General features: G+C 64.5%; 24 protein-coding genes. 13 read left to right on the forward strand and 11 right to left on the reverse strand.

Annotation, left to right across the window (positions count from 1 at the left end):
• The first annotated feature begins 211 nt into the window (after positions 1 to 211).
• The 3 genes from AC1DEK_RS26195 to gltS are packed head-to-tail and all read left to right on the forward strand — an operon-like array spanning position 212 to position 4,615.
• Entirely contained in the window at positions 212 to 2,209 is a 1,998-nt protein-coding gene (locus AC1DEK_RS26195) for a transglutaminase TgpA family protein (protein WP_478128235.1), read from the forward strand.
• 53 nt (positions 2,210 to 2,262) lie between these two features.
• Positions 2,263 to 3,357 carry a lytic murein transglycosylase B gene (gene mltB, locus AC1DEK_RS26200; protein WP_478128236.1) on the forward strand — a complete coding sequence of 365 codons (1,095 nt, stop codon included), beginning with the start codon at positions 2,263 to 2,265 and terminating at the stop codon, positions 3,355 to 3,357.
• A gap of 43 nt (positions 3,358 to 3,400) precedes the next feature.
• Complete coding sequence (gltS, locus tag AC1DEK_RS26205; protein WP_478128237.1) at positions 3,401 to 4,615, forward strand: sodium/glutamate symporter; 1,215 nt, start codon at positions 3,401 to 3,403, stop codon at positions 4,613 to 4,615.
• Position 4,616: 1 nt separating this feature from the next.
• Here the strand turns inward: gltS and AC1DEK_RS26210 are convergent, their stop codons facing one another.
• The gene (locus AC1DEK_RS26210; protein WP_478128238.1) at positions 4,617 to 5,582 is read right to left on the reverse strand and encodes a metallophosphoesterase; all 966 of its coding nucleotides are present in this window, start codon (positions 5,580 to 5,582) and stop codon (positions 4,617 to 4,619) included.
• A 109-nt stretch (positions 5,583 to 5,691) separates the two neighbouring features.
• Here AC1DEK_RS26210 and AC1DEK_RS26215 point away from each other — a divergent pair, with 109 nt between their 5' ends.
• Positions 5,692 to 6,720, forward strand: coding sequence for an HAD family hydrolase (locus AC1DEK_RS26215; protein ID WP_478128239.1), 1,029 nt, complete (start codon positions 5,692 to 5,694; stop codon positions 6,718 to 6,720).
• Here AC1DEK_RS26215 and AC1DEK_RS26220 read toward each other — a convergent pair.
• The gene (locus AC1DEK_RS26220; protein ID WP_478128240.1) at positions 6,717 to 7,124 is read right to left on the reverse strand and encodes an SRPBCC family protein; all 408 of its coding nucleotides are present in this window, start codon (positions 7,122 to 7,124) and stop codon (positions 6,717 to 6,719) included. The genes AC1DEK_RS26215 and AC1DEK_RS26220 overlap by 4 nt on opposite strands.
• 131 nt (positions 7,125 to 7,255) lie before the next feature.
• Between AC1DEK_RS26220 and AC1DEK_RS26225 the strand changes: the two genes are divergently transcribed.
• Positions 7,256 to 8,581 (forward strand): HD domain-containing protein, encoded by a 1,326-nt coding sequence (locus tag AC1DEK_RS26225; protein WP_478128241.1) that lies wholly within the window; start codon positions 7,256 to 7,258, stop codon positions 8,579 to 8,581.
• 25 nt (positions 8,582 to 8,606) lie between these two features.
• On the opposite strand, the gene AC1DEK_RS26230 is transcribed toward AC1DEK_RS26225, so the two are convergent.
• The 8 genes from AC1DEK_RS26230 to glpD all read right to left on the reverse strand — a co-directional run bounded on the left by AC1DEK_RS26230 (position 8,607) and on the right by glpD (position 17,055).
• Positions 8,607 to 9,314, reverse strand: a complete 708-nt coding sequence (locus AC1DEK_RS26230; RefSeq protein ID WP_478128242.1) for a hypothetical protein — start codon at positions 9,312 to 9,314, stop codon at positions 8,607 to 8,609.
• 69 nt (positions 9,315 to 9,383) lie between these two features.
• Positions 9,384 to 11,114 carry an ABC transporter substrate-binding protein gene (locus AC1DEK_RS26235; protein ID WP_478128243.1) on the reverse strand — a complete coding sequence of 577 codons (1,731 nt, stop codon included), beginning with the start codon at positions 11,112 to 11,114 and terminating at the stop codon, positions 9,384 to 9,386.
• Positions 11,115 to 11,207: 93 nt separating this feature from the next.
• On the reverse strand, positions 11,208 to 11,516 hold the full coding sequence (locus AC1DEK_RS26240) for a DUF2160 domain-containing protein (protein WP_478128244.1): 309 nt from the start codon (positions 11,514 to 11,516) through the stop codon (positions 11,208 to 11,210).
• A 13-nt stretch (positions 11,517 to 11,529) separates the two neighbouring features.
• The gene (locus AC1DEK_RS26245; RefSeq protein WP_478128245.1) at positions 11,530 to 12,342 is read right to left on the reverse strand and encodes a carbohydrate ABC transporter permease; all 813 of its coding nucleotides are present in this window, start codon (positions 12,340 to 12,342) and stop codon (positions 11,530 to 11,532) included.
• On the reverse strand, positions 12,339 to 13,232 hold the full coding sequence (locus AC1DEK_RS26250) for a carbohydrate ABC transporter permease (protein WP_478128246.1): 894 nt from the start codon (positions 13,230 to 13,232) through the stop codon (positions 12,339 to 12,341). The genes AC1DEK_RS26245 and AC1DEK_RS26250 overlap by 4 nt, the downstream gene beginning before the upstream one ends.
• A gap of 25 nt (positions 13,233 to 13,257) precedes the next feature.
• The gene (locus AC1DEK_RS26255) at positions 13,258 to 14,328 is read right to left on the reverse strand and encodes an ABC transporter ATP-binding protein (RefSeq protein WP_478128247.1); all 1,071 of its coding nucleotides are present in this window, start codon (positions 14,326 to 14,328) and stop codon (positions 13,258 to 13,260) included.
• Between the two features lies 1 nt (position 14,329).
• Positions 14,330 to 15,406 carry an ABC transporter ATP-binding protein gene (locus AC1DEK_RS26260; protein ID WP_478128248.1) on the reverse strand — a complete coding sequence of 359 codons (1,077 nt, stop codon included), beginning with the start codon at positions 15,404 to 15,406 and terminating at the stop codon, positions 14,330 to 14,332.
• Positions 15,397 to 17,055 carry a glycerol-3-phosphate dehydrogenase gene (gene glpD, locus AC1DEK_RS26265; protein WP_478128249.1) on the reverse strand — a complete coding sequence of 553 codons (1,659 nt, stop codon included), beginning with the start codon at positions 17,053 to 17,055 and terminating at the stop codon, positions 15,397 to 15,399. Before glpD ends, AC1DEK_RS26260 begins: the two co-directional genes overlap by 10 nt.
• Positions 17,056 to 17,153: 98 nt before the next feature.
• Between glpD and AC1DEK_RS26270 the strand changes: the two genes are divergently transcribed.
• The 5 genes from AC1DEK_RS26270 to AC1DEK_RS26290 all read left to right on the forward strand — a co-directional run bounded on the left by AC1DEK_RS26270 (position 17,154) and on the right by AC1DEK_RS26290 (position 20,750).
• The gene (locus AC1DEK_RS26270) at positions 17,154 to 17,924 is read left to right on the forward strand and encodes a DeoR/GlpR family DNA-binding transcription regulator (protein WP_478128250.1); all 771 of its coding nucleotides are present in this window, start codon (positions 17,154 to 17,156) and stop codon (positions 17,922 to 17,924) included.
• 14 nt (positions 17,925 to 17,938) lie between these two features.
• Positions 17,939 to 19,435 carry a glycerol kinase GlpK gene (glpK, locus tag AC1DEK_RS26275; RefSeq protein ID WP_478128251.1) on the forward strand — a complete coding sequence of 499 codons (1,497 nt, stop codon included), beginning with the start codon at positions 17,939 to 17,941 and terminating at the stop codon, positions 19,433 to 19,435.
• Positions 19,436 to 19,586: 151 nt separating this feature from the next.
• Complete coding sequence (locus tag AC1DEK_RS26280) at positions 19,587 to 19,853, forward strand: hypothetical protein (RefSeq protein ID WP_478128252.1); 267 nt, start codon at positions 19,587 to 19,589, stop codon at positions 19,851 to 19,853.
• A 115-nt stretch (positions 19,854 to 19,968) separates the two neighbouring features.
• A complete protein-coding gene (locus tag AC1DEK_RS26285) occupies positions 19,969 to 20,400 on the forward strand; it encodes a hypothetical protein (protein ID WP_478128253.1) in 432 nt (143 codons plus the stop codon).
• Positions 20,401 to 20,570: 170 nt separating this feature from the next.
• A complete protein-coding gene (locus AC1DEK_RS26290; RefSeq protein ID WP_478128254.1) occupies positions 20,571 to 20,750 on the forward strand; it encodes a DUF3606 domain-containing protein in 180 nt (59 codons plus the stop codon).
• Positions 20,751 to 20,752: 2 nt separating this feature from the next.
• Here the strand turns inward: AC1DEK_RS26290 and AC1DEK_RS26295 are convergent, their stop codons facing one another.
• A complete protein-coding gene (locus AC1DEK_RS26295; protein ID WP_478128255.1) occupies positions 20,753 to 21,115 on the reverse strand; it encodes a response regulator in 363 nt (120 codons plus the stop codon).
• Between the two features lie 139 nt (positions 21,116 to 21,254).
• Here AC1DEK_RS26295 and AC1DEK_RS26300 point away from each other — a divergent pair, with 139 nt between their 5' ends.
• The 3 genes from AC1DEK_RS26300 (at position 21,255) to AC1DEK_RS26310 (ending at position 24,822) form a co-directional block, all read left to right on the forward strand.
• On the forward strand, positions 21,255 to 22,949 hold the full coding sequence (locus AC1DEK_RS26300; RefSeq protein WP_478128256.1) for a mechanosensitive ion channel family protein: 1,695 nt from the start codon (positions 21,255 to 21,257) through the stop codon (positions 22,947 to 22,949).
• A gap of 86 nt (positions 22,950 to 23,035) precedes the next feature.
• Complete coding sequence (gene ku, locus AC1DEK_RS26305; protein WP_478128257.1) at positions 23,036 to 23,986, forward strand: non-homologous end joining protein Ku; 951 nt, start codon at positions 23,036 to 23,038, stop codon at positions 23,984 to 23,986.
• Positions 23,983 to 24,822, forward strand: coding sequence for a tetratricopeptide repeat protein (locus AC1DEK_RS26310; RefSeq protein ID WP_478128258.1), 840 nt, complete (start codon positions 23,983 to 23,985; stop codon positions 24,820 to 24,822). Before ku ends, AC1DEK_RS26310 begins: the two co-directional genes overlap by 4 nt.
• The last annotated feature ends 3 nt before the right edge of the window (positions 24,823 to 24,825 follow it).

Below are 24,825 nucleotides of genomic sequence, written 5' to 3' on the forward strand. Positions count from 1 at the left end.
CGAGTTTGCGCGGACCCCACGAAAAGCGAGCACCGCAGGTTGCCCGTAGCGCAGCGAAGGGACGCCCACAGCAGGGTCGCCTTTCTTTTGCTTCCTTTTCTTTGGCGAAGCAAAGAAAAGGAAGTCGCCCGCCGGGGCGAGTCCCGGCCCCCACCCCCAAAACCGCATACATCAACAGCAACACCCCCACCCGGCGGAAGCCCCCCCGCCCATGACCCCCCTCCCATCCCTCCAGTCCCTCCCCAGAGAAACCCGAGACACCCTCTTCCTCCTATCCGTCATCACCCTCATCCTCCTCCCTCAAACCCCCAACCTCCCGTGGTGGTGCACCCTCCTGGCCGCCATAGTCCTCATCTGGCGCGGCACCCTGGCCATCCAAGCCAAGCCTCTGCCGACAAAGTGGTGGCGAGCCGCCCTGTTGGCGCTGACCCTCATAGCCACTTTCTCCACTCACCGCACCCTCCTGGGCCGCGACGCAGGCGTCACCCTCATCGTCATCCTGCTAGCCCTCAAGACGCTTGAGCTGCGAGCCCGCCGAGACGCCTTCGTGATCTTCTTCCTGGGCTTCTTCACGATGCTCACGAACTTCTTCTATTCGCAATCGCTCCTGACAGCCTTCGCGATGCTGCTGGCTCTGCTGGGCCTCCTGACGGCGCTGGTCAACGCCCACATGCCCGTCGGCAAACCCCCGCTGTCGCAAGCCGCGCGCACTGCAGGCTGGATGGCGCTGCTCGGCGCACCGATCATGCTGGTGCTGTTCATGCTGTTCCCGCGAATGGCCCCCCTCTGGGGAACGCCGACCGATGCAATGGCCGGGCGCACCGGGCTGTCGAACACCATGCGCGTGGGCGCGATCGCGCAACTGGCGCTGGACGACGGCATCGCCGCACGCATCAAGTTCGACGACGGACGCCTTCCGCCACGCGCCAGCCTCTACTTCCGCGGGCCCGTGCTGTCGGAATTCGATGGTCGTGAATGGACGGCCCAGTCCCCTTTCATACGCCGGCAAATGCCTCTCAACCTGCGTGTGCAGGGCGAACCCTCGCGCTATGAGGTCACGCTGGAGCCCTCCAGCCGGCCCATGCTGCTGACGCTCGACGCCACGCCCAATCGGCCGGAGCTTCCCGGCTTCGAGGTCTTAGGCACCTCTGACTTGCAATGGGTCACGAACCGACCGCTCACCGATCTCGCGCGCTATCGCGCCGAAAGCTTCACGCAGTTCGAGTACGGGCCGGCGCGCCGCACGGCCGCCTTGCAGTCCTTCGTGGCGCTGCCCCGCGGGTCGAATCCGCGCACTGTGGCGCTCGCAGCGCAGATGCGCAACGACCCGGCCCTGCGCGGCGCTTCGACGCAGGCCTATGTCCAGGCCGTTCTGCAGCGCCTTCGCACGGGCGGCTATTCGTACACGCTCGAACCCGGCCTCTACGGGGACAACACCGCCGACGAGTTCTGGTTCGACATCAAGGCGGGCTTCTGCGAACACATCGCGTCGGCATTCGTCGTGCTGATGCGCGCGCTGGACATTCCGTCGCGTATCGTCACCGGCTACCAGGGCGGCGAGCTCAATGGCGTGGACAACTACTGGATGCTGCGCCACAGCGATGCACACGCCTGGGCCGAGGTCTGGCAGGAAGGCACGGGCTGGGTCCGCGTCGACCCGACCGGCGCGATATCGCCCGACCGGGTCGGCCAGTTCCGGCGTCTCGTGGCGCAGCCGGGGCTCATCGAAGGCGCATTCGAAGTCGTGACTCCGAGCCTTGCGCACAACCTTCGCGCCGCGTGGGAAGCCGTCAACAACGGTTGGAACCAATGGGTGCTCAACTACACGCAAAGCCGCCAGCTCGATCTTCTGAAGAACCTCGGATTCGAAGCGCCAAGCATGCAGGACCTCATCATGGTGCTGCTGGTGCTGATGGTGGCGGCCAGCGTGGCCGGCGCCGGCTGGACCCTGTGGGAACGCAGCCGGCATGACCCCTGGCTGCGGTTGCTGGGCCAGGCGCGCGCGCGCCTGAAGCAGGCGGGCATCGATGTGCCGGAGACTGCACCACCGCGCCAGATGGCGGCACGCCTGACCGAGCACTTCGGTGCGAATGCACAGGCGGCGCATGACTGGCTGCTCCGGCTCGAAGCGCAGCGTTATGCCAAGACGCCAGGCGCCGGGCTGTCGGCATTGCGCTCCGAGTTCCGCCGACTGTCGTGGCCGCGCTGAAACCGCATGTGAAGTTTTCCGGCGCACGCCGCGTGAACGGCACAATGCGCGCCATGCCTCGCCCTCTGACCGTCACTTCGGCCCTTTCCCTCTCCGTTTCCCTGACCTTCTCGGCCGCATTCGTCACTTCGATACCCGCTTCCGCGGCGCAGGGGGTGCACAAGAAGGCCGCCACTGCCGCCCAGAGCGGCATCCCTTACGCCACGCGCACCGACGCGATGCAGTTCGCCGACGAGGTCGCCGATCGCCGCAAGCTCGATCGCCAATGGGTGCGCGCCACCATCGGCAGCGCCAAGCAACTGCAGAACGTCCCGCGCCTGATGCTGCCCGCCCCCGTCGGCACGCCAAAGAACTGGTATGCCTATCGCGGCCGCTTCATCGACCCGGTGCGCATCTCGGCGGGCGTGCGCTTCTGGCGAAACAACGCCGACACGCTCGCACGTGCCCAAGCACAGTTCGGCGTGCCGCCAGAAATCATCGTCGGGATCATCGGCGTCGAGACCATCTATGGACGCAACATGGGCAGCTTCCGCGTCATCGACGCGCTGGCGACCTTGTCCTTCGACTTCCCGCAGGCGCATCCACGCGCCGCCGAGCGGCAGGCCTTCTTTCGCAGCGAACTCGAAAGCTTCCTGAGCACCGAAAGCCGCACGGCTGAAGATCCATTGGCGCCGCTGGGCAGCTACGCCGGCGCGATGGGCATGCCGCAGTTCATGCCGAGCAGCATCGCCAAGTACGCTGTCGACTTCGACGGCGACGGGCGCATCGACCTGGTCAACAACCCCGTCGACGTGATCGGCTCGGTGGCGAACTATTTCAAGGCCTTTGGCTGGCAACCGGGCATGCCGCCCATCTTTCCAGTGAGCTTCGACGAATCGCGACTCCAGAAAGCGGTGCTGCTGGCGCCGGACATCGTGCCGACCTTCAGCGCGGACGCCTTCGTGGCGGGCGGCGCCGTGCTTCAAGGTGAGGCACTCAGGTTCAAGGGACTGCTCGCGCTCATCGAACTGCAGAACGGCGCGGAAGCCCCCAGCTATGTGGCCGGGACACAGAATTTCTACGTGATCACGCGCTACAACTGGAGCAGCTACTACGCGATGTCCGTCATCGAACTCGGACGCGAAGTGCGCGCCGCAATGGATCAGTGATTTCTCTCTGTGGCGGACATCCGCCTCCGGCCGGAGCACGCACTTGCCACAAGAATTCCATCTCGATGCCTACGTCAGTTTCACGCTCGCGGTCTTGCTGCTCTTCGTCGGCAAGGCGTGCACGCGCCGCTTCGAACTTCTGCGGCGCTACAGCATTCCGGAGCCCGTCGTGGGCGGGCTCGTGTGCATCGCCGTCGTCAGCCTGCTTTTCCTCGCCTTTGGGCTGAAGGTCGATTTCCAGCTCGGCGTGCGCGACGTCCTGCTGCTGTATTTCTTCGCGGCGATCGGCCTTGCTTCGGATGTGCGGACCTTGAGCAAGGGCGGGCGACCGCTGGCGGTGCTGCTAGGGCTCTCCGCGGGCTACATGGTGATGCAGAACCTGCTCGGCATGGCCGTCGCGACCGGCTTCGGACTCGATCGGCGCGCGGGACTTCTGACGGGCTCCATCTCCCTCACCGGCGGCGTCGGGACCACTCTGGCGTGGGCTCCGCATTTCGTCAGCGACCTGGGCATCGGCAACGCGGAAGTCATCGGCCTGTCCGCCAACATGGCGGGGTTGATCGCCGCATGTGCGATCGGCGGGCCGCTCGCTGCCTACCTGATGCACAAGCATCGCCTCGTCTCTTCGTCCGAGGCCACTCTGGAGCCGGGCGCCCACTACGAGGACGAGAACCGCACCCGCCTGGACTACAACAGCGTGCTGCTCGCGCTGCTCTGGCTAAACGTGGCGTTGATCATGGGTCGCGGCATCAGCGACCTGATCGCGATGACAGGGCTGAGATTGCCTGCATTCGTCGGAAGCCTGGTGGCCGGCATCCTGGTGCGCAACCTCACGGCCTTGTTCACTGCGCAAAAGGGCCAGTTGTGGCACTGGGACCGCATGCGCGCGGGCGTGTCCCTGATCGCCGACATCTGCCTCGGCGTCTTCCTGACGATGGCGCTGATGGGCCTGCAGCTCTGGCAGATGCACGGCGTTGCGCTCTTCGTGCTGACTGCGGTGGTGCTGCAGGTGATCATGGCGGTCGCCTTCACCGTCTTCGTGGTCTACCTTTGCATGGGGCGCGACTATGAATCGGCCGTCATCTGCGCCGGCTTCGGCGGCATTGCACTCGGCTCGACCGCGACGGCCATCGCCAACATGAGCGCCGTAGCGCGTGAACACGGCCCGGCACCACGCGCGTTCGTGGTCGTGCCGCTGGTCTGCGGATTCTTCATCGACCTGGTGAATGCCTTCGTGATCGGCTTCATGGCCCGATGACTCAAGGCGCCCTGTGCAGCCGGTGCAACGCAATCTCCGGCGGACAGTTGAGCCTGACGTCGACCACTGACGAGCCGCAGCCCACCGAGGTGTAGCCGACCATTCCTTGATGCCGCCACGGACCTCGCGCCGTGAAGCGTGGTACGTCAGCGTCGGTGAGGATGGGTATGCCGCCCGGCAGGCAGATCTGTCCGCCGTGCGTGTGGCCGCTGAGCATCAGGCTGATGTCGGCGTGCGCCGCGAGCCGATAAGGCTCCGGCGTGTGCGAAAGCAGGATCGCGCAGGCGTCCGGCGCGATGTCGGCAGTGGCCTTGTGAAAGTTATGCGTTCGAAAGTAGTGCGCATCGTCGATGCCGGCCAGCGCGAGCGCATCACCATCGCGTTCGATACGCACCGCTTCATTCATGAGCACGCGGATGCCCAGTTCCTCCATGCCTGGCACCATGCGAATGGAGTCGTGATTACCCAGCACCGCGTAAACCGGCTCGCCCAGGTGAGGCCGCAAGCGCGCCAGCGCCTGGAGTGTCGGCGCATAAGGCCCGAAGCTCCGAAACCGGAAGTCGCCGGTCAGCACGCAGACGTCATGGGCCACGCCGCGCAGACTTTCGATCAAGCGCTCCAGATGGACTTCGCTCATGTCGATGTGGAGATCGCTCAGGTGCAGCACCCGGAAGCCCTCGAAGGCCGCCGGCAGACGCCCGAGCCGGACCTCGTTGTCCCGTACTCGGATGTCCAATACATTGCGCCGGCCGCGCGAGCGCAACCCCGTCATGTTGAGCCCGAGGCGGATCATGCTCTGAAAGGAGAACCACTTCTGCAGATGGAAGTAGCGCGTGCTCCGCCGAACGCTGAGAGCCTCATGCTCGCCTTCCAGGCCCAGGCGTTGGTGGAGGTGCGCACGACCGATCCGCGCCTCGAGCACGGCAAGATCCCTGCGTTCTTCTTCGCTGCAGTCGGAAAAGTTCATGGCCAGTCGACTTTACCTGCGCGCCGGGACTTGCGCGGGGACGTAGTTGTCGGGCTAGCGTTGAAGGCGGTCCATTCACATAATCCGTTCACCTGAACCAGGAGGCGCCGTGCGATCCACCTTTGCAGATCAACGACTTCAATCCAAATGGCTGTTGGCGCTTTATGCGCTGATGCTGCTGTTCACCGGCTGCGCATCGATCAAGCCGGATCCGCTTCCCTCGTGGAACGAAGGCAGCACCAAGCAGTCGATCGTCGCCTTTGTCGCCAAGGTCACGGCGCAGGGCTCGCAGGATTTCGTGCCGCCACCCGAGCGCATCGCGGTCTTCGACAACGACGGCACGCTCTGGGCCGAGCAGCCGATGTACTCGCAGGTGTTCTTCGTCGTGGATCGCGTCAAGGCGCTCGCGCCGCAGCATCCGGAGTGGAAGACGACAGAGCCTTTTGCGTCTGTGCTGAGAGGCGATATCAAAGGCGCAATGGCGGGCGGCGAGAAATCCATCCTCGCGCTGGTGGCGGCCACGAGCACCGGCATGTCGAGCGCCGAGTTCGATTCGCTGGTGCGTGACTGGATCGCAACGGCGAAGCATCCACGCTTCAACCAGCCGTACACCGCGATGGTGTACCAGCCAATGCTCGAACTGATGGCCTACTTGCGCGCAAACGGCTTCAAGACCTTCATCGTCTCAGGCGGCGGCATGTCCTTCATGCGGCCTTGGACCGAAAAAGTCTATGGCGTCCCGCCCGAGCAGGTGGTGGGCAGCAGCGGCAAGACGCGTTTCGAGGAGCGAGGCGACACGCCGGTGATCATGCGCTTGGCGGAACTGGACTTCATCGATGACGGCCCCGGCAAGCCCGTCGGCATCCAGACGCACATCGGTCGCCGACCCATCTTCGCCTTCGGCAATTCAGACGGTGACCTGCAGATGCTGCAGTGGACCGCTGCCGGCCCGGGCGCGAGCTTCATGGGCATCGTCCATCACACGGACGCGGCGCGAGAGTGGGCCTACGACAGCCCATCGAGCGTCGGCAAGCTCAGTCCACCGACACTCGACATCGCGCGCGCCAAGGGCTGGACGGTTGTCGACATGAAACGGGACTGGGGCGTGGTCTTCCCGTTCCAGGCCGCAAAGAACTAGCGGTGCTGCTCCACGTGACGGGCGAAGTTGTCCAGGATGGCTTGCCAACCTTCGCGTTGCTGCTCGATCGGATAGGTCGACTCGCTATCGAAGGTCACACGCACTTTCACGCCATCGGCGCCCTCGGCAAACTCGACTTCGCCGGTGCGGTCGCCGAATGAATATTCGATGCGTGAATGCGGCACGATCTTGGTGTAAGTGCCGGCGAAGTCGAATCCCATGCTGCCGTTTTTCGCCTCCATGCGCGAGGTGAAGGTGCCACCGACGCGCAGATCGACGGTGGCAGCGGTCGTGTGCCAGTCGTCGGACGCGGCGTTCCATTGCTTGATGTCTTCGGGGGTCGTGTAGGCGCGCCAGACTTCGGCAATGGGAGCGGCGATGGTGGTTTCTACAGTGATTTTCATAAAGACTCAAAGGATTGGGTTGGTCTCGATCAGTCCGAACCGCATGCAGCGAATTCGCGGCCAAGATCATAGGGGCAGCCCGTCAGCCCCGGCACGAGATGGACGGGCCGGCCGGCGGCACAATCAGCCCGATGCAAAGCCCGCCCTCCCCCGACGACGATGACGCCGCCGCCGCGCAAATCGTGCGTTTGCGCGCTGCGTGGGCCGGGGCCTGGCGGGCGCTCGGCAGCGACGCACCAAGCGATCCCCTCCTCTCGCAATTGCTGGCCCGCTACGCCGAGCCGCATCGCCACTATCACTCGCTCCACCATCTGGACGAATGCCTGCGGCTTCTGGAGGCTCACCGCGCAGCGGCCGAGCACCCGACGGAGGTGGCGCTCGCGCTCTGGTTCCATGACGCGATCTACGACGTCAACCGCCACGACAACGAAGCGCAAAGCGCCGCCTGGGCCGTCGAGGCGTTGACCGCTGCCGGTCTGCCCGGCGAGGTCATCCGCAGAGTGCATGCGCTGGTGATGGCCACGCGCCATGATGCAGTCCCGGAGGGCCGCGATGCAGCGCTGCTCGTTGACATCGATCTCTCGATCCTGGGCGCCCCGCCGCCGCGGTTTGCGGAATACGAGCGCCAGATTCGCGCGGAGTACGCCCACGTCCCCGCAGAGCAATTCGAAGAGCGACGGCGCGCCATCCTTTCTCGTTTTCTCGAACGACGGCCGCTCTATGTGACGCCCGGACTCCGCGCCGAACGCGAGGCGCAGGCGCGCGCCAACCTCCAGTCCGCCATCGACGCGGCGGCAAACCGAGCGCCAACCCCGGCGCCATCTGTGGAGGCGTTGCTGGCGCTCGCCATCCAGCAAGTCAACGCAGGAAATGGCGCGCAAGCAAGAGCACTTTGCGACCAGGCATCGGCAGCGCACGGACCTCATCCTGCGGTTCTTCAGTTGCTCGCGCTGCTCGATCTGCAGAAAGGCGACATCCCCGAGGCGCAGGAACACGTCAGGCAAAGCCTCGCGATGCGCCCCGCGCACGGACCGACGCTCGCACTGGCCGGAGACATCGCGCGTGCAGCCGCCGCACCTGAAGAAGCGTTGGCCCTGTTCGAGCGCGCTCATGGCCTGCAGCCCGATCGCCCCGAACGCCGTCACGCCGTCGGTGCCGCGTGGTTCGAACTCGCGCTGAAGCGTCAGGACGCCGGCGATCTTGCCGGCGCTGCCGCCGCCCTGCGAAGTGCGCTGTTCCTGCTGCCGCACTATGCGGAGGCGGAAGTGAATCTAGGCATCGTGCTGCAGGAAAGCGGCGACATGAACGGCGCGATGCAAGCCTATGGCCGCGCCTATCGCCTGCGCGAAGACACCTTTGGTCGCATCGCCCATGCGCTGGGCGCAGCGAGCACAGGACAGCTCTGGCTCGACCTCGACGCACTTCGCACCGCGCTGCGCGACACGCCCGCCGCCTGACCCGACTCTTCAGGTCCTCAGGTCCTCAAGCCCGATCCCGCTTGGATCGATAACCCCTGCGATAGACGCCAGGAGCGGCCATGATCCCGGCCGACACTTCGTTGTAGCGTTCAATGTGCTGCGGCGACATGGCTTCGCACACCAACGCAGGAGCCTCGCGCCGCACGGGGTAGCACTGGGCCACTGGCGTCCCACGCGGGAGTACGCCGCAGAAGTCGGGCTCGGTCCACAGGGCCGGAAAGTTGATTCCGATGTCGATGAACTTGTCCGAGTCGACCATGCCGGTGATCAGCCGAAACGGCAGATCATCGCGATGGACCGGATGCACCACCATCAGCGACCAGTCCGCCTCGAGCTCGATGGTCCAGAAGCTGTTGAACTTCAATGCGGAGCGCCCTTCATGCGAAAAGGGAGAGCCTTCGATCTGCTCCGGCACATGAAAGCTCAAAGGCGCGCGCGGATGCGCAGCCGAGGCTAACGGCGGCAAGGGCCAGTCCCAGCTGAATTGCATGCGCTCCACATGAACATCGCAAGGCAGCAGCATCAGAAAACCATGCGTCATCGCATCGACGAAGGGCGGGCACTGCTTCACCGTCCGCACGGCGCGCTGATGCACGGCCGATTGCACCCGCGGCGGCATCGTGCGCAGCCAGTCGGGCAGCATGGCGTGCGCCGGCACCGGGCGCGGCAGCAGCTCGATCAGCGCCGGGTCGCAGCGAAAGGTGATGTTCATGCGCCGGAAGGATATGCGCTCCGCCGATCTGCGCAACCGGCGGAGTGACAGCTCATGCGGGGCGCCGCTTCAGCGGACCCGCCCATCCCTCCACGCACCCACGAGCTTGTCGTAGTTGATGGTCTCGCCCTGCGGCTTTTCGTTGGCGAGCTTCTTCCACGGCGCGCCCTTGTCGCTCAGCCACTTGTCTGGCGACGACTTGGGGTTGAGCTTGGGCGCGCAGTGCGCCATGCCTGCGCGCTGCAGGCGCGCCATGACGTCGTCCATCTCGCTCGCGAGGTTGTCCATGGCCTGCTGCGGCGTCTTTTCGCCGGTGACGGCGACCGCCACGTTCTTCCACCAGAGCTGCGCGAGCTTCGGATAGTCGGGCACGTTGTTGCCGGTCGGTGTCCACGCGACACGCGCAGGACTGCGATAGAACTCGATCAGGCCGCCATACTTCGGTGCGTTCTGCGTGAAGTAATCGGAGCGGATGTCGCTGTCCCGGATGAAGGTCAACCCGACGATCGATTTCTTGAGCGACGTCGTTTTCGCGGTCACGAACTGCGCATAGAGCCAGGCCGCCGCGGCCCGGTTCGGATCGTTGGACTTGAGAAAGGTCCACGAACCCACGTCCTGGTAGCCGTTCTGCATACCCTGCTTCCAGTACGGGCCGTTGGGTCCAGGCGCCATCCGCCACTTCGGCGTGCCATCGGCGTTCACCACAGGCAGCCCTTGCTTGATCATGTCGGCCGTGAACGCGGTGTACCAGAAGATCTGCTGCGCGATCTGGCCTTGCGCGGGCACCGGGCCGGACTCGCCGAAGGTCATCCCGGTGGCTTCCTTGGGCGCGTACTTCTTCATCCAGTCGATGTACTTGGTCAACGCATAGACGGCGGCAGGCGAATTGGCGCCGCCGCCGCGCTCGACCGATGCGCCAACCGGCGTGCACTTGTCCGCCGCCACGCGGATGCCCCATTCGTCGACCGGAAGACCGTTGGGAATACCGACATCGGCCTCGCCCGCCATCGACAGCCATGCATCGGTGAATCGCCAGCCAAGCGAGGGGTCCTTCTTGCCATAGTCCATGTGGCCGTAGATCGGCTTGCCATCGATGGTCTTGACGTCTTCGCTGAAGAAGGCGGCGATGTCTTCGTAGGCGCTCCAGTTCAGCGGTACGCCGAGTTCATATCCGTACTTGGCCTTGAACTTGTCCTGCAGGTCCTTTCGCGCGAACAAGTCGGCGCGGAACCAATACAGATTGGCGAACTGCTGGTCGGGCAATTGGTAGAGCTTGCCGTCGGGCGCCGTGGTGAAGCTCGTGCCGATGAAGTCCTTCAGGTCGAGCCCCGGATTGGTGTATTCCTTCCACGGCCCCGCCATCTGATCGGTAAGCGACAGCGCTGTGCCATAGCGGTAGTGGGTTCCGATGTGGTCCGAGTCGTTGATCCAGCCGTCGTAGATCGACTTGCCGGACTGCATCGAGGTCTGCAGTTTCTCGACGACGTCGCCTTCCTGGATGATGTCGTGCTTCACCTTGATGCCAGTGATTTCCTCGAAGGCCCTGGCCATTGTCTTTGACTCGTACTCGTGCGTCGTCAGCGTCTCGGACACTACGGCGATTTCCTTCACACCCTTGTCCTGCAGCTTCTTGGCCGCGTCGATGAACCATTTCATTTCGGCCATCTGCTGGTCTTTGCTCAGGGTCGACGGCTGGAATTCGCTGTCGATCCATTTCTTGGCCTCCGCCTCTCCCGCCCCGGCGCTCTGCATGGCGAATGTCGCCGCGGCCAGAGCCAATGCTGTGTAGCGAATCTTCATGAGTGTCTCCTCGATGGCGCTTCCCGGTTCTGGAGGAGTCGGCTCCGGGAAAGCGGAGAGCCGGTCCAGTTGAAAAAGGGAAAGGTCGACGCGTCAGCCCTTGCGCATGATCAGTCCGACCACGAGCATGGACAGCACAAAGCTGATCCAGATCGACGGCTCTTCCTCAAGGCTCATCCATTCCTGGAACTTGCCTGCGAGGCCGATGAAGATGAGATTGATATAGGCAGCAGTGAGCAACCCGATGAAGAGCCGGTCGCCTCGCGTTGTCTCCAGCGGCAGCCAGCCACGGCGCAAGGTGGTCGGCGACTTGAGTTCCCACACAGTCATGCCGACGAGCATCAGCGCAATGCAGCTGAAGAAAATGGCCACCGGTGTGGTCCAGACCATCCAATCGAACATCGCACTCTCCTTGTCAGACGCGGCCCATCGCGAAACCCTTGGCGATGTAGTGCCGAACGAACCAGATCACGATGGCGCCGGGCACGATGGTCAGGACACCCGCCGCGGCCAGCGTCGCCCAGTCCATCCCGGCGGCACTCACGGTGCGCGTCATGGTCGCGACGATCGGCTTGGCATTCACGCTGGTCAGCGTGCGCGCCAGCAGGAGCTCCACCCAGCTGAACATGAAGCAGAAAAAGGCCGCGACGCCGACGCCCGCCTTGATCAACGGCAGGAAGATCGTGAGAAAGAAGCGCGGGAACGAATAGCCGTCGATGTAGGCCGTCTCGTCGATCTCCCGCGGAATGCCGCTCATGAAGCCTTCGAGAATCCACACCGCAAGCGGCACGTTGAACAGCAAGTGCGCCAGAGCCACGCCCAGATGCGTGTCCATGAGGCCGACGGTCGTGTAGAGCTGAAAGAACGGCAGCAGGAAGACCGCCGGCGGTGTCATGCGGTTGGTCAGAAGCCAGAAGAAGACGTGCTTGTCTCCAAGGAACGAATAGCGCGAAAACGCATAGGCAGCCGGCAGCGCCACCGTGAGCGAGATCACGGTGTTGATGCCTACGTAGATGAGGCTGTTGATATAGCCCGAATACCACGACTCGTCCGTGAAGATGCGCTTGTAGTTCTCCCACGTCAGGTGCTGGGGAAAGAACGAGAAGCTCGAGAGGATCTCCTCGTTCGTCTTGAAGCTCATGTTGATCATCCAGTAGATGGGCAACAGCGCGAAGACGATGTACAGCACCAGAAAGAGGCTGCGCTTGCGCAGGCGGTCTTCGCTCATGGCGCCTCCTCGGCGGTGTCGTGCGTGCCGACACGCAGCATCCAGTTGTAAAGGACGAAGCACAGCAGCAGGATGATGAGGAAATAAATCAGCGAGAAAGCCGCCGCTGGCCCGAGATCGAACTGACCGACAGCCTTCTGCGTGAGGTATTGGCTGAGGAAGGTGGTCGCATTGCCGGGCCCGCCGCCCGTCAGCACGAAGGGCTCCGTGTAGATCATGAAGCTGTCCATGAAGCGCAGCAGCACCGCGATCACCAGCACGCCGCGCATCTTCGGCAGCTGGATATAGCGAAACACCGCGAACTTGCTCGCCCCGTCGATGCGCGCCGCCTGGTAGTAGGCATCGGGTATCGAACGCAAGCCGGCGTAGCACAGGAGCGCCACGAGAGGCGTCCAGTGCCAGACGTCCATCAGCAGCACGGTCAGCCAGGCGTGCGTCGCGTTGCCCGTGTAGTTGTAGTCGATGCCCAGCTTCCGCAGCGCATAGCCGAACAGGCCGATGTCCGCCCGGCCGAAGATCTGCCATATGGTGCCGACCACGTTCCATGGAATCAGCAGCGACAGCGCAACGATGACCAGCACTGCCGACGAACGCCAGCCGGTGGACGGCATCGACAGCGCAAGGCAGATGCCGAGCGGGATCTCGATCAGGAGCACCGCCAGCGAAAAGCCGAGCTGGCGCAACAGCGCTTCATGCAGTTCGCTGTCGCGCATGACGGAGGCGAACCATTCGGTGCCCACGAAGACTCGGCGGTCGGGCGAAATGATGTCCTGCACCGAGTAGTTCACCACGGTCATCAGCGGGATGATGGCCGAGAAGGCCACGCAGACCAGCACCGGCAGCACGAGCCACCAGGCCTTCTGGTTGATCGGTTTATTGATTCCGTTCATGTCGAAGCCTCCGGTTCAGCTCGCTTCAGGCCACCAACTCTTCGTCGCGATAGAAACAGGTATGGCGGCCCACCACGGCCAGCCAGATCGGCTCGCCGGCCGATGGGACCCGCGTCTCCAGCCCGAAGCGGGCTTTGAGCGTGTGGTCGCCGACGGCCGCGCTCAACATCAGGTGCGTTCCGACGTCCTGCACGCGTGCGACCGTGGCCATCAGTGCCCCTGGCGAGTGGGGTTCGGCCAGCGCGACGTACTCCGGTCGAATGCCGATCTTCAGTGCGCCCTCAGGAAGTTCGCGTGTCGCCTGCAGCCTCGCGCCCGCAATGTCGAGAACGCCGCCCGCGCTCAGTGCCGGCAGGAAGTTCATCCCGGGCGAGCCGATGAAATGACCGACGAAGGTATGGGCCGGCCGCTCGAAAAGCGCTTCCGCACTGCCGATCTGCACGGCCTTGCCGCGCGTCATGACCACAACTTCCTCGGCGAAAGTGAGCGCCTCAACCTGGTCGTGCGTGACGTAGATCAACGTGAGCTTGAGTTCGCGATGAATCTGCTTGAGCTTGCGACGCAGTTGCCACTTGAGGTGCGGATCGATCACCGTCAGTGGCTCGTCGAAGAGCACAGCCGACACGTCGCTGCGAACGAGTCCGCGCCCGAGAGAGATCTTCTGCTTGGCGTCCGCGGCAAGGCCAGCCGCGCGCTGGTTGAGCTGCCCGCTCATGTCCAGCATTTCCGCGATCTCGCCGACGCGCTTGCGGATCTGCTCTGCGGGCATGTTCCGGTTGCGCAGCGGAAAGGCCAGGTTCTGTGCCACGGTCATCGTGTCGTAGATCACCGGGAACTGGAACACCTGCGCGATGTTGCGTTGCTGGGGCGTCTCCAGCGTCACGTCGCGGCCGTTGAATTTGACACTGCCCTTCGACGGCGCGAGCAGGCCCGAGATGATGTTGAGCATCGTCGTCTTGCCGCAGCCCGAGGGCCCAAGCAACGCGTAGGCGCCGCCGTCACGAAAGCTCATCTTGAGGGGCAGGAGCGCATAGTCGCTGTCCTGCGTGGGGTGGGTACGATAAGCGTGGGCGAGATCGAGGTCGATGCGAGCCATGTCAGCCTCCCTTGTGGCGCCAGTCGGGCGCAACGGCGAGCCGCTCGCCGCTATCGAACACATAGGCCTGAGACGCGCTGAAGTACAGGGTCACGGCCGCGCCGAGATCGAACCGATGCACGCCGGTCAATTGCGCGACGAGTTCGCCCACCAGCGTCTCGACGTGGACGAAGGTGTCCGATCCGGAGATCTCGGCCAGCTCCACCTTGCCTTGCAAAGGGATGTCGCCATTGCCGCCACCGATGTTGAGCGCGCTGGCCCGCAGGCCGACGGTGACCGCCCCATCCACCCCCGCCGGCATTGACAGCGGCAGCAGGGGACCGCCTTCGATCTGCACGCCGCCAGTGACTGCAAGGCCCGTCATCAGGTTCATCGGCGGATCGCTGAACGCACGCGCGACACGCAGCGACTGCGGCGCATGGAAGACCTCGGCAGTCGGCCCGTACTGAAGCAGCTCTCCGGCGTCCATGACCGCCGTGTAGCCACCCAGCAGCAGTGCCTCGCCCGGCTCGGTGGTGGCATAGATCACTGTCGAATCGCCCGTCGCAAAGAGCTGCGTGAGTTCCTCGCGCAAGCCTTCGCGCAACTTGTAGTCGAGGTTCACCAGCGGCTCATCGAGCAGCATCAGCGGCGCGTTCTTGGCCAGAGCGCGAGCCAGGGCCACGCGCTGTTGCTGGCCGCCGGAAAGCTCTGCGGGATAGCGGTCGAGGAACATGCCGATGTGCAGCTTGTCCGCCAATTCCCGCACGCGCGCTTCGATGTTCGGCTCGCCGCGCAGCTTGAGTGGCGATCCGATGTTGTCAGCCACCTTCAGCGACGGGTAGTTGATGAACTGCTGATACACCATGGCCACGTTCCGCTGGCGAACCGGCACGCCGGTGACATCCGTGCCGTCGACCAAGACCTTGCCTTCGGTGGGCGCGTCGAGCCCCGCCATCAGCCGCATGAGGCTCGTCTTGCCGGCCTGCGTGGCGCCGAGCAGCACGGTCACCGCACCACTGCGCGGCGCGATGCTCTGCGGATAGAGCCAGGTCTGTGCGCCGACCTTCTTGGCGACGCGATCGAGCGTCAGCTGCATGGAACTCCCCCTCCTCCTGCGAGTGCCCGCGCCTGCATCCAAGCGTCGACTTGCTCGCGCTCCGTAGGCGTGAAATGCAGGCCGAGCTTCGAGCGGCGCCAGAGCACGTCCTCGCCGCTGCATGCCCACTCCTCGTTGCGCAGGTAATGCAACTCGCGCTCGTGCAGGCCGGGTGCCACGGCGGGGCCCATGTCGTTCATCGATTGCGCATCGCCGATCACCTCCGTGATGCGCGCACCATAGGCGCGTGCAAGCCGCCGCGCAAGGCCGGCCCCCATCCACGCATGCCTGGTTCGCACCGCGGATACGAAGCGTTCGAAATCGTCGTCGGGCCGCGAAGTGCGGCTCGTGGCGCCGATCCAGGCCGAGAGATCGCCGCCCGCCATGAATGCCCCGTCGGTCCATGGAGCGCGCGCATCGCCCAGCATGCGCCCCACTTCGTCGGCTGCGTCCTCTGCCAGTTTGCGAAAGGTGGTGATCTTGCCGCCCCAAACCGACAGCAAGGGCGCCGCCGTGGTGTTGGATTCGAGCATGTAGTCGCGCGTGACCGCCGACGGGTCGCCCGAAGCATCATCGAGCAGCGGACGCACGCCCGAGTACGTCCAGACCACATCGGACGGCAGGATGGCCTTCTCGAAATACCGGCTGGCCTGGCTGCACAGGTAATCGACCTCGTCGTCGCTGATGCGCGCCGCCCCCGGGTCGTCACCCTGCAATTCGATGTCGGTCGTGCCGATCAGCGTGAAATCGTCCTGGTAGGGAATCGCGAAGATGATCCGCTTGTCCGGGTTCTGGAAGATGTAGGCGTGGTCGTGGCCGAACACGCGCGGCACGACGATGTGGCTGCCCTTGACCAGCCTCAGATGCCGCGTTGCCAGCGCTTCGCCTTGCGCCGAACGGGCCACGCCACGCAAGAAAGCTTCCGCCCATGGACCGGCGGCGTTGACCACCGCGCGGGCGTGCACCGTTCGCTGTCCTTCGCGGCCTTCAAGCACGGCGGTCCAGCCCTCGCCGTCGCGCTGAGCGCTGATGCAACGGGTGCGCGTCAGCACCTCCGCGCCTCGCGCGCGGGCGTCCAGGGCGTTCAGCACCACGAGGCGCGCATCGTCGACCCAGCCGTCCGAATACACGAAGCCGCGCCTGAATTCGGGCTTGAGCGCCGCGCCGGCCTCGTGCCGCCGAAGGTCGACCGTGCGCGAACCCGGCAACACCTCGCGCTTTGCCAGGTGGTCGTACATGAACAGGCCGATGCGGATCATCCAGGCCGGCCGCATCGACGGGTCGTGCGGCATGACGAAGCGCAGCGGCCGCATGATGTGCGGCGCACTCTTGAGCAGCACTTCACGCTCTTGCAACGCCTTGCGGACCAGCGAGAACTCGTAGTACTCCAGGTAGCGCAACCCTCCGTGGATCAGCTTGGTGGACGACGACGAGGTGTGCGCAGCGAGATCGTCCTTTTCGCAGAGCACGACGCGCCAGCCGCGCCCCGCGAGATCGCGCGCAATGCCGCAACCATTGATCCCGCCGCCGACGATCAGGACGTCGCAGTCTGCGGTGAAAGCGGATGGGGGCGATGCTTCCGGGCTCAAGGGGGTCGATTCCGTTTCTGTGGGGGTTGTCTGAGGCGTTGGTTTTTCGGTTTTTTTCATTCTGGTTCCTTAAAGCGCGATTTTCTTCGGCGTTAACCCTTAATCTTGTTCGTTTATTTTCGTTCTAAAGTTGAGCGAAATCGCGTCTGCCGCCATCCGTGAACTCAAATCCCCGCCAACTCAAGCTCCTCAACACTGTCCGCTCGCGGGGTTCGGTCACCGTCGAAGAACTGGCCGAAATGCTCGGCGTCACCCTGCAGACGGTGCGCCGGGACGTCCAGCGCCTGGCGGACGAAAAACTGCTCACGCGCTTCCATGGGGGCGTGCGCGTGCCGAGCTCGACCACTGAAAACATCGGCTATCAGCAGCGCGAAACGCTCAACGCCGAGGGCAAGGCGCGCATCGCGCGAGCCGTGGCAGCGCGGGTGCCGAACGACTGCTCGCTGATCCTCAATATCGGCACGACGACTGAAGCCATCGCGAAGGCGCTGCTGCATCACACCGGCCTGCGGGTGATCACCAACAACCTCAACGTCGCGACCATCCTCAGCGACAACCCCCATTGCGAAGTGATCGTGGCGGGCGGCTCGGTGCGGCTGCGCGACCGCGCCATCGTCGGCGAGGCGACCGTCGACTTCATCCGCCAGTTCAAAGTGGACATCGCACTCATCGGCGTGTCGAGCATCGAGGCCGACGGCACGCTGCGCGACTTCGACTTGCGCGAAGTCAAGGTGGCGCAAACCATCATCGCGCAGGCACGCGAAGTCTGGCTCGCGGCCGATGCAAGCAAATTCAACCGGCCCGCGATGATCGAACTCGCCAAGCTGTCGCAGATCGATTGCCTCTTCACCGACGCGGAACCACCACCCCCCTTTCCCGAGCTGATCGAACACGCGCAAGTCCGCTGCGAGATCGCACGCGAACACTGAAGGAACCTTTTTTCATGACCTACCTGCTCGCCCTCGACCAAGGCACGTCGAGCTCACGCAGCATCGTTTTCGATGGCGCCGGCCGCATCGTCGCCATCGCTCAACGCGAACTCACGCAGATCTATCCGCAACCCGGCTGGGTCGAACACGATCCGCTGGAGATCTGGACCAGCCAACTCGCCACCGCACGCGACGTGCTCGCCAAGGCGAAGCTCAAGGCCAGCGACATTCACGCGGTCGGCATCACCAACCAGCGCGAAACCACGCTCGTGTGGAACCGCAAGACGGGCCAGCCGGTGCACCACGCCATCGTCTGGCAGGACCGGCGCGCAGAGCCGATGTGCGCCAGGCTGCGACAGGACGGCATGGCCGACGCCATCCGGGACAAGACCGGCCTCGTGATCGACGCCTACTTCTCCGGCACCAAGCTGCGCTGGCTGCTCGACAACGTCCCCGGCGTGCGCGCGCAGGCCGAGCGCGGCGAGTTGGCCTTCGGCACCATCGACAGTTGGCTCATCTGGCAATTGACGGGCGGAAAGGTGCATGTCACCGACGTCAGCAATGCGTCGCGCACGATGCTCTTCAACGTTCACACCAATCAGTGGGACGCCGATCTGCTGAAGGCGCTTGACATTCCGGCACCGCTGATGCCCGAGGTCAAGCCGTCGAGCGCGCATTTCGCCGACACGGACGCCGGCCTGTTCGATTGCAGCCTGCCGATCGGCGGCGTGGCGGGCGACCAGCAGAGCGCGCTATTCGGCCAGGCCTGCTTCGAAGCCGGCACGGCAAAGAACACCTATGGCACCGGCTGCTTCCTGCTCATGCACACCGGCAACGCCTTCCAGCCTTCGCACAACGGGCTGCTCGTGACGAGCGCCGCGCAGACCAGCGGGCAGCCGCAATACGCAATGGAAGGCAGCGTGTTCGTCGGCGGTGCCGTCGTACAGTGGCTGCGCGACGGGCTCAAGGCCATCCCGGGCAGTGCGCATGTGCAAGCGCTGGCCGAGAGCGTGCCTGACGCCGGCGGCGTGATGATGGTGCCCGCCTTTACGGGGCTTGGCGCGCCTTATTGGGACGCCGAGGCGCGCGGCATCATCACCGGCCTGACGCGCGGAACCACCGTGGCACACATCGCGCGCGCTGCGCTCGAGAGCATTGCCTACCAGAGTGCTGCGCTGCTGCAGGCGATGAGCCGCGATGCCCTTGCGGCAGGAGGCACTCCCGTGGCCGAACTGCGCGTGGATGGCGGTGCTTCGGTGAACGACCTGCTCATGCAATTCCAGGCCGACCTGCTGGGCATCCCGGTGGTGCGGCCAGAAGTGACGGAGACCACGGCGCTGGGCGCGGCCTACCTGGCGGGGCTGTCTACCGGGGTGTACGGCAATGTGGGCGAACTGTCGAAACTCTGGCGTGTGGAGCGGCGCTTTATCCCAACGATGAGCCGAGCCAAGGCGGATGAAGCAATGGCCGGATGGGAGACGGCCGTGCGAAGGGCAACGCTGGCCGCGTAGGCTCCTGGCTCCTGAGCTCCGATACTGCTGACGTAGGACCCGGCCTACCCTTGAAGCAGCCACTGGCTGCTGCAACTTCCGCTCTCCAGAACCTATCTGAATGGGTGGCCCCAGCCCTCAATATCAGTGTGCGATGACGGAGACAGGACTCATGCGAGAAGCGATTTATTGTTTCGATACCGCCTGTGTGCGGTTTGCCATTTATCCCGACGGCGTCCGGGTGGTGGCCGCGATCAGCGAGGATCCGCTGCGCGATCTTTTCGGCGCGAGTGAAGGCGGCGAAAGCCTCGTTCGGGCCTATCTGGACAACGCGGATCTGATCAACGCCATAGCGATCGAGCGTCACCACCAGGGCGGCGGCCGGCCTGTGGTGCTCGAAACCGCGGACTTCGAAATGTCCGCCCACGAAACCTGCTGAAGCGCGCCCACGCGCAAAGTACATGCACAGCACACGCGCACGGCAGCGCGTGCCCGCTGTACGTTGCTCTTTCGTCCTACGTCCACGCAGCGCCGCCAGCACTGAGATGCCCGTCATGGGCACACTGGTTCAAGAAGCGCTTCGATTGCTGCAAGCGGCTGCCTGTGCGCGGGCTCTGCTCACCTGCGCCGGGTTGTCGCCCCAGAATGCCTTGCTCAACGGCCCGCCGCGCTTCGAGCTGGAGTGCCGTCTCGAAAGCCTCGATCAGCAGCTGACGACACTCCTCCTGGGGATGACCCGCGAGCAGCGCGAGCGGCTTCGGCTGGAGCGCGCCCTCTTCCTCCGACTGCTGCAGGAAAGCGCGGGCTTTCGGCTGCAATTCTGGAGCGACCGCGACGCGCTGGACGAGATGCCCCCTTCGCACCTGTTCGAGTGGGTTGCGCACGACGATGAACGCATGGAACTCGCACAGATCGAGAACGCGATGACTCCGAATGAAAAAGTGCGCTATGCGTCTGCAATGGTCGAGCAGTCGCCATTTCGATGAAATCCATGAGGCGGAAGAAGATGATGGGGACGGCGTCGGTCGTTGTCCTGCACGCGGAGCATGCGTCGTCCTTCGGGTCCGTCGGGCATCAGGGCCCGACACTCTGCCCAGATTCGAACTCAATCATTTCACCCATCAACCATCCATCCAATATCGCAAGGAGCTCATCCATGTCCGACGTCATCGAATTGGGCAACAGCCTGGACCATTCCGAAATCGACGTGACTGAACCGCACAACGTGAGCTATTGGATGGATCGCCTCGGCGTCACCGAAGAGGAACTGCGCAAGGCCATTGCCGACGTCGGCGTTTCAGCAGACCAGGTCGCCGTGCACCTCGGCAGGATGTGAGTTCAGCTGCGTTGCGCGAGCGCGAGCGCGAGGATGCGATCCAACGCGTCGAAGTCGATCGGCTTCTGCAAGTGGTGATCGAAGAGCCCTGCCGGAGCGCCGGCTTCCTCTGACGCAAAACCCGAGATCGCCACGATCATCGGCGGCGCGCCGCGCGCGCTGGCGCGCAGTTGCCTCGCGACTTCGGTGCCTGGAAAATCAGGCAGCTTGAGGTCGACCAAGGCGGCGTCGAATGATTCGCTGGCGGCGGCGTCGAGCGCCTGTCGACCGGTATAGGTGCAACGTGCCGTGTGGTCCTGCAGCGCGAGGATCTCCTTGAGCAGGTCGGCTGCGGCTTCGTTGTCGTCGACGATCAGAACATTCACATCAGTCTTCCCGGGTGCGGGGCCCCAGTATCGGACCGGGCGCTCGATGGGAATGTAGGACGCAGTCTCAGCTGTTTACGCCGCGGACCTTGCACCTTCGGGCAGTTGACAACCCGGATGCGGCACCGGACAGTGCCGCATGACGCGTTCCCAGCTCATCCTTTTCGGCGGCTTACTGTTCGCAAAATCCGGCGCAGCGCACCAAAACCACCGCAATGTTGCGTCGACCATCACGTGCCGCCGGGCATGGAACGCGCGCTGGATTACGTGCGCGGCGACGCTGCTGGCGCTGATCCTCACGGTGTGGGCCGGGGCCGTCGGGGCCCAAGAGGCGCCTCCGGCGGGAGCGCCGCTGACTGTTTCAAACCGGGAGGTTTTCGTCTTCCGCTCGCCGATGTTCGGCCTCACGGCACAGCAGCGGTCGGCGCGCGCGGCGGAGCGCATCGGCCAGTTGCCCTTCTCGCGGCTGCGATCGATGCCCCAGGCCAACGGCTTCACGCACGAAGGGATGGAGGGGTACGCGATCATGGTGGACGGCGGCACCGTCTTCACCGTGTTCGAAAGCGATCGGGAGCCAGGGGATCCGCCGCTGGAGCAGGTCGCAGCGAGCGCCGCTCGACGCCTGCATGATGCACTGGAGGTCCGCGCAGACCAGATGAACGGCCGCCAGTTCGCCGCATCGGCCGGCTGGACGGCGCTGGCAACGCTGATCCTCGCGGCGTTCGTCTTCGTGCTGCAACGCACCGCCCTGCGGGTCAGCGACCGCACCGGGCCGCTCCGAGCGCGCTTCGAGAATCGCAAGCTGCTCGACTGGCGCCGCATGGTCGCGCTGGGGCTGATCGGTGCGGTTCACTGGATCAAGATCGCCATCATCCTGGTCGCCGTCTATCTGTGGCTGGCCTACGTGCTGACGCGCTTCCCCTACACGCAGCCGTGGGGAGAGACGCTCGGCAGTTCGGTGATCGGATTGGCGACCAAGCTCGTGACCGGCATCATTCATTCGTTGCCGGACCTCGCGACCGTCGCCGCCATCTTCGTGCTGGCCCACCTGGCCATTCGCGGCCTGCATGCGATTTTCGAGGCCGCACGCAGCAGCGGCGTCTCGGTCGCGGCACTGCAGCCTGACACCATTGGCGCAACGCGGCGACTGACGGCCGCGCTCGTGTGGGTCTTCGCGCTCGTGATGGCCTATCCGTTCATCCCAGGGTCGCACTCGGACGCCTTCAAGGGCCTCAGCGTATTCTTCGGCGTGCTAGTCACGCTGGGGTCGTCGGGCACTGTCTCTCAGGTCATGGCGGGCTTCGTGCTCATCTATGCGCGAGCGTTGCGAGTCGGCGACTTCGTGAAGATCGGCGAATCGGAAGGCTACGTGATCGAGATGGGTGTGCTGTCGACCAAGCTGCGCAACCACGTGGATCAGGTCGTCACCCTGCCCAACACGGTCGTGGTCGCGGCGAGCATCCTGAACCAGAGCGACACCTCCAAGGCGCGCGGTATTTCGGTCACGACATCGGTGACCATCGGCTATGACTCTCCCTGGCGCCAAGTGCACGCGATGCTCGCGCTTGCGGCTGGCAGGACGGCCGAGCTTTTGTCGGAGCCGCCGCCGGTCGTCCGCCAGTTGCAGTTGCAGGATTTCTATGTCGAGTACGAGCTCAACGTCTTCATCCGGGACGGCGCCCCCAAATACGATGTGGTCAACGAGCTGAACGGACACATCCAGGACGTCTTCAATGAATACGGCGTGCAGATCATGTCGCCGCACTTCGTGTTGCAGCCGGCCGCGCCCGTCGTGGTGCCCAAGGAGGCGCTGCACGCCCCGCCTGCGGCCTGATCCTGATTCCCCGGGGGTTTTCGAGAAACGCGGAAAGTGGCATCCTCACATCGGGAGGTGCGTCGAACTTCCTCTGGAGATTTCGCATGGCTGCTCGTTCCCTCGCGTCGCTATCGCTCAGCTTCGGTCTGGTGTCGATTCCGGTGAAGCTGTATTCCGCCACGGAGAGTTCCAGTGCGGTGAGATTCAACCTCCTGACCAAGGACGGTTCGCGGGTCAAGCAGCAATACGTGTCCGAGAAGGACCCTTCGGTCGTGGTGCCGCGCTCCGAGATGGTCAAGGGTTACGAATTCGAGAAGGACCGCTACGTGCTCTTCTCACCCGACGAGCTCAAGGCAGTCGAAGAGAGCGCGACCCACACCATCGACATCGTCGCCTTCATTCCCGAGAAGGCCGTCGACCCCATCTACTACGACAAGGCCTATTTCATCGCACCCGACAAGCGCGGCGGCAAGCCCTACACACTGCTGCGCGCAGCGATGCGCAAGAGCGGCCGGTGCGCCCTGGCGAAATGGGCCTGGAAAGGCAAGCAGTACGTCGTGCAGATTCGCGCGGCCGAAGACGGGCTGGTGCTGCAGCAGCTTCTTTACGCCGACGAAGTGCGGTCAATGAAGGACCTGCAGATCGAGGAGATCAAGCCCTCTGACGCGGAGGTGCAACTGGCGCTCCAGCTCATCGACCAGATCTCGCAGGACAGCTACGACCCGACGCAGTTTGTCGACGAGGAAAAGCAGCGGATCCTGTCGGCCATCGACGCCAAGATCGAAGGCAGGCAGGTGGTGACTGCCGAGCACCACGAAGAGGCGGCTTCGGGCGGTCAGATCATCGACCTGACGGAGATGCTGCGCGCCAGCCTCGCCAAATCGGGCTCTGGGGCCGGTGCAGGGGCAGCCCCGGCGAAGCGCCAGGCACGCGCGCCCGCTGCCGCCGAAGTCGTCACGCCGCTTGCCACCAACGAGCGCAAGGGCGTCAAGCGGGCGTCCAAGACTGCTGCCGCTGCCGACGCCGTCCCTGCCAAAGCCCGCGCCAGGAAGTGACCCTCGATCATCCGGAGACTCCACACACCTTGCGCAGCATCCAGGAGATGCTGGGCCTCTCCCGGAGCGCCATCGCGGGGCTGATCGCCAACGGGTTCGTGCGCCCGGCTCGCGGGCCGCGCAACGCCTATCGTTTTTCCTTCCGCGACGTCGTGTTGCTCAGGACCGCGCACGACCTGCAGGCGGCGGACATTCCGACGCGCAAGATCCTGCGGGCGCTGCAGCGGCTGAAGGCGACGCTGCCTGAAGAACTGCCGTTGTCAGGCTTGCGGATCACGGCCGTGGGAAGTTCGATCGCCGTGCGCGACCGCGAAAGCCAGTGGGAAGCGGAGACCGGCCAGTTGCTCATGGACTTCGACATCGCCGCAACCCGAGGTGCGGTGGCCTTTGTCGACCGGCGGCGAAGCGAGGGACCGTCCGCGGATGCGGTGTCGGCAGAGGCTTTGTTCTCAGCCGGTGAAGAACTCGAACTGACGGACTTGAAGGCGGCGGAGGCTGCGTATCGCCAGGCTTTGGCCCTCGAGCCCGACCATGCGGACGCTTATCTGAATCTCGGCGCGATCCTTTGCGAATCCGGCCGGGCGGCCGAAGCCGCCGCGCTCTACGACGAAGCCTTGCGACGCATTCACGACGTGCCGCTGCTGCACTTCAATCGGGCGGTCGCGCTGGAAGACATGGGGCGCCTCGCGGAAGCGGTCGATGCCTACGAGCAATGCCTGCGGCTGGACCCCAGCATCGCCGACGCGCACTTCAACGCCGCGCGTCTGCACGACCATCTCGGCCATCGGCGTGATGCGATCCGCCATTTCAGCGCCTATCGGCGGCTGCAGAGATAGCGG

The sequence above is a fragment of the Variovorax sp. 10N420 genome, from assembly GCF_056394705.1.

What these genes read in the sequence shown, in the direction of transcription:
- AC1DEK_RS26225 (WP_478128241.1), top strand. Translation starts at nt 7,256, where the DNA reads ATGCAAAGCCCGCCCTCCCCCGACGACGATGACGCCGCCGCCGCGCAA.
- AC1DEK_RS26255 (WP_478128247.1), bottom strand. Translation starts at nt 14,328, where the DNA reads ATGGCTCGCATCGACCTCGATCTCGCCCACGCTTATCGTACCCACCCC.
- AC1DEK_RS26260 (WP_478128248.1), bottom strand. Translation starts at nt 15,406, where the DNA reads ATGCAGCTGACGCTCGATCGCGTCGCCAAGAAGGTCGGCGCACAGACC.
- glpD (WP_478128249.1), bottom strand. Translation starts at nt 17,055, where the DNA reads ATGAAAAAAACCGAAAAACCAACGCCTCAGACAACCCCCACAGAAACG.
- mltB (WP_478128236.1), top strand. Translation starts at nt 2,263, where the DNA reads ATGCCTCGCCCTCTGACCGTCACTTCGGCCCTTTCCCTCTCCGTTTCC.
- AC1DEK_RS26285 (WP_478128253.1), top strand. Translation starts at nt 19,969, where the DNA reads ATGGGCACACTGGTTCAAGAAGCGCTTCGATTGCTGCAAGCGGCTGCC.
- AC1DEK_RS26300 (WP_478128256.1), top strand. Translation starts at nt 21,255, where the DNA reads ATGACGCGTTCCCAGCTCATCCTTTTCGGCGGCTTACTGTTCGCAAAA.
- AC1DEK_RS26235 (WP_478128243.1), bottom strand. Translation starts at nt 11,114, where the DNA reads ATGAAGATTCGCTACACAGCATTGGCTCTGGCCGCGGCGACATTCGCC.
- AC1DEK_RS26250 (WP_478128246.1), bottom strand. Translation starts at nt 13,232, where the DNA reads ATGAACGGAATCAATAAACCGATCAACCAGAAGGCCTGGTGGCTCGTG.
- AC1DEK_RS26245 (WP_478128245.1), bottom strand. Translation starts at nt 12,342, where the DNA reads ATGAGCGAAGACCGCCTGCGCAAGCGCAGCCTCTTTCTGGTGCTGTAC.
- AC1DEK_RS26220 (WP_478128240.1), bottom strand. Translation starts at nt 7,124, where the DNA reads ATGAAAATCACTGTAGAAACCACCATCGCCGCTCCCATTGCCGAAGTC.
- AC1DEK_RS26195 (WP_478128235.1), top strand. Translation starts at nt 212, where the DNA reads ATGACCCCCCTCCCATCCCTCCAGTCCCTCCCCAGAGAAACCCGAGAC.
- AC1DEK_RS26210 (WP_478128238.1), bottom strand. Translation starts at nt 5,582, where the DNA reads ATGAACTTTTCCGACTGCAGCGAAGAAGAACGCAGGGATCTTGCCGTG.
- ku (WP_478128257.1), top strand. Translation starts at nt 23,036, where the DNA reads ATGGCTGCTCGTTCCCTCGCGTCGCTATCGCTCAGCTTCGGTCTGGTG.
- AC1DEK_RS26240 (WP_478128244.1), bottom strand. Translation starts at nt 11,516, where the DNA reads ATGTTCGATTGGATGGTCTGGACCACACCGGTGGCCATTTTCTTCAGC.
- glpK (WP_478128251.1), top strand. Translation starts at nt 17,939, where the DNA reads ATGACCTACCTGCTCGCCCTCGACCAAGGCACGTCGAGCTCACGCAGC.
- AC1DEK_RS26290 (WP_478128254.1), top strand. Translation starts at nt 20,571, where the DNA reads ATGTCCGACGTCATCGAATTGGGCAACAGCCTGGACCATTCCGAAATC.
- AC1DEK_RS26230 (WP_478128242.1), bottom strand. Translation starts at nt 9,314, where the DNA reads ATGAACATCACCTTTCGCTGCGACCCGGCGCTGATCGAGCTGCTGCCG.
- AC1DEK_RS26280 (WP_478128252.1), top strand. Translation starts at nt 19,587, where the DNA reads ATGCGAGAAGCGATTTATTGTTTCGATACCGCCTGTGTGCGGTTTGCC.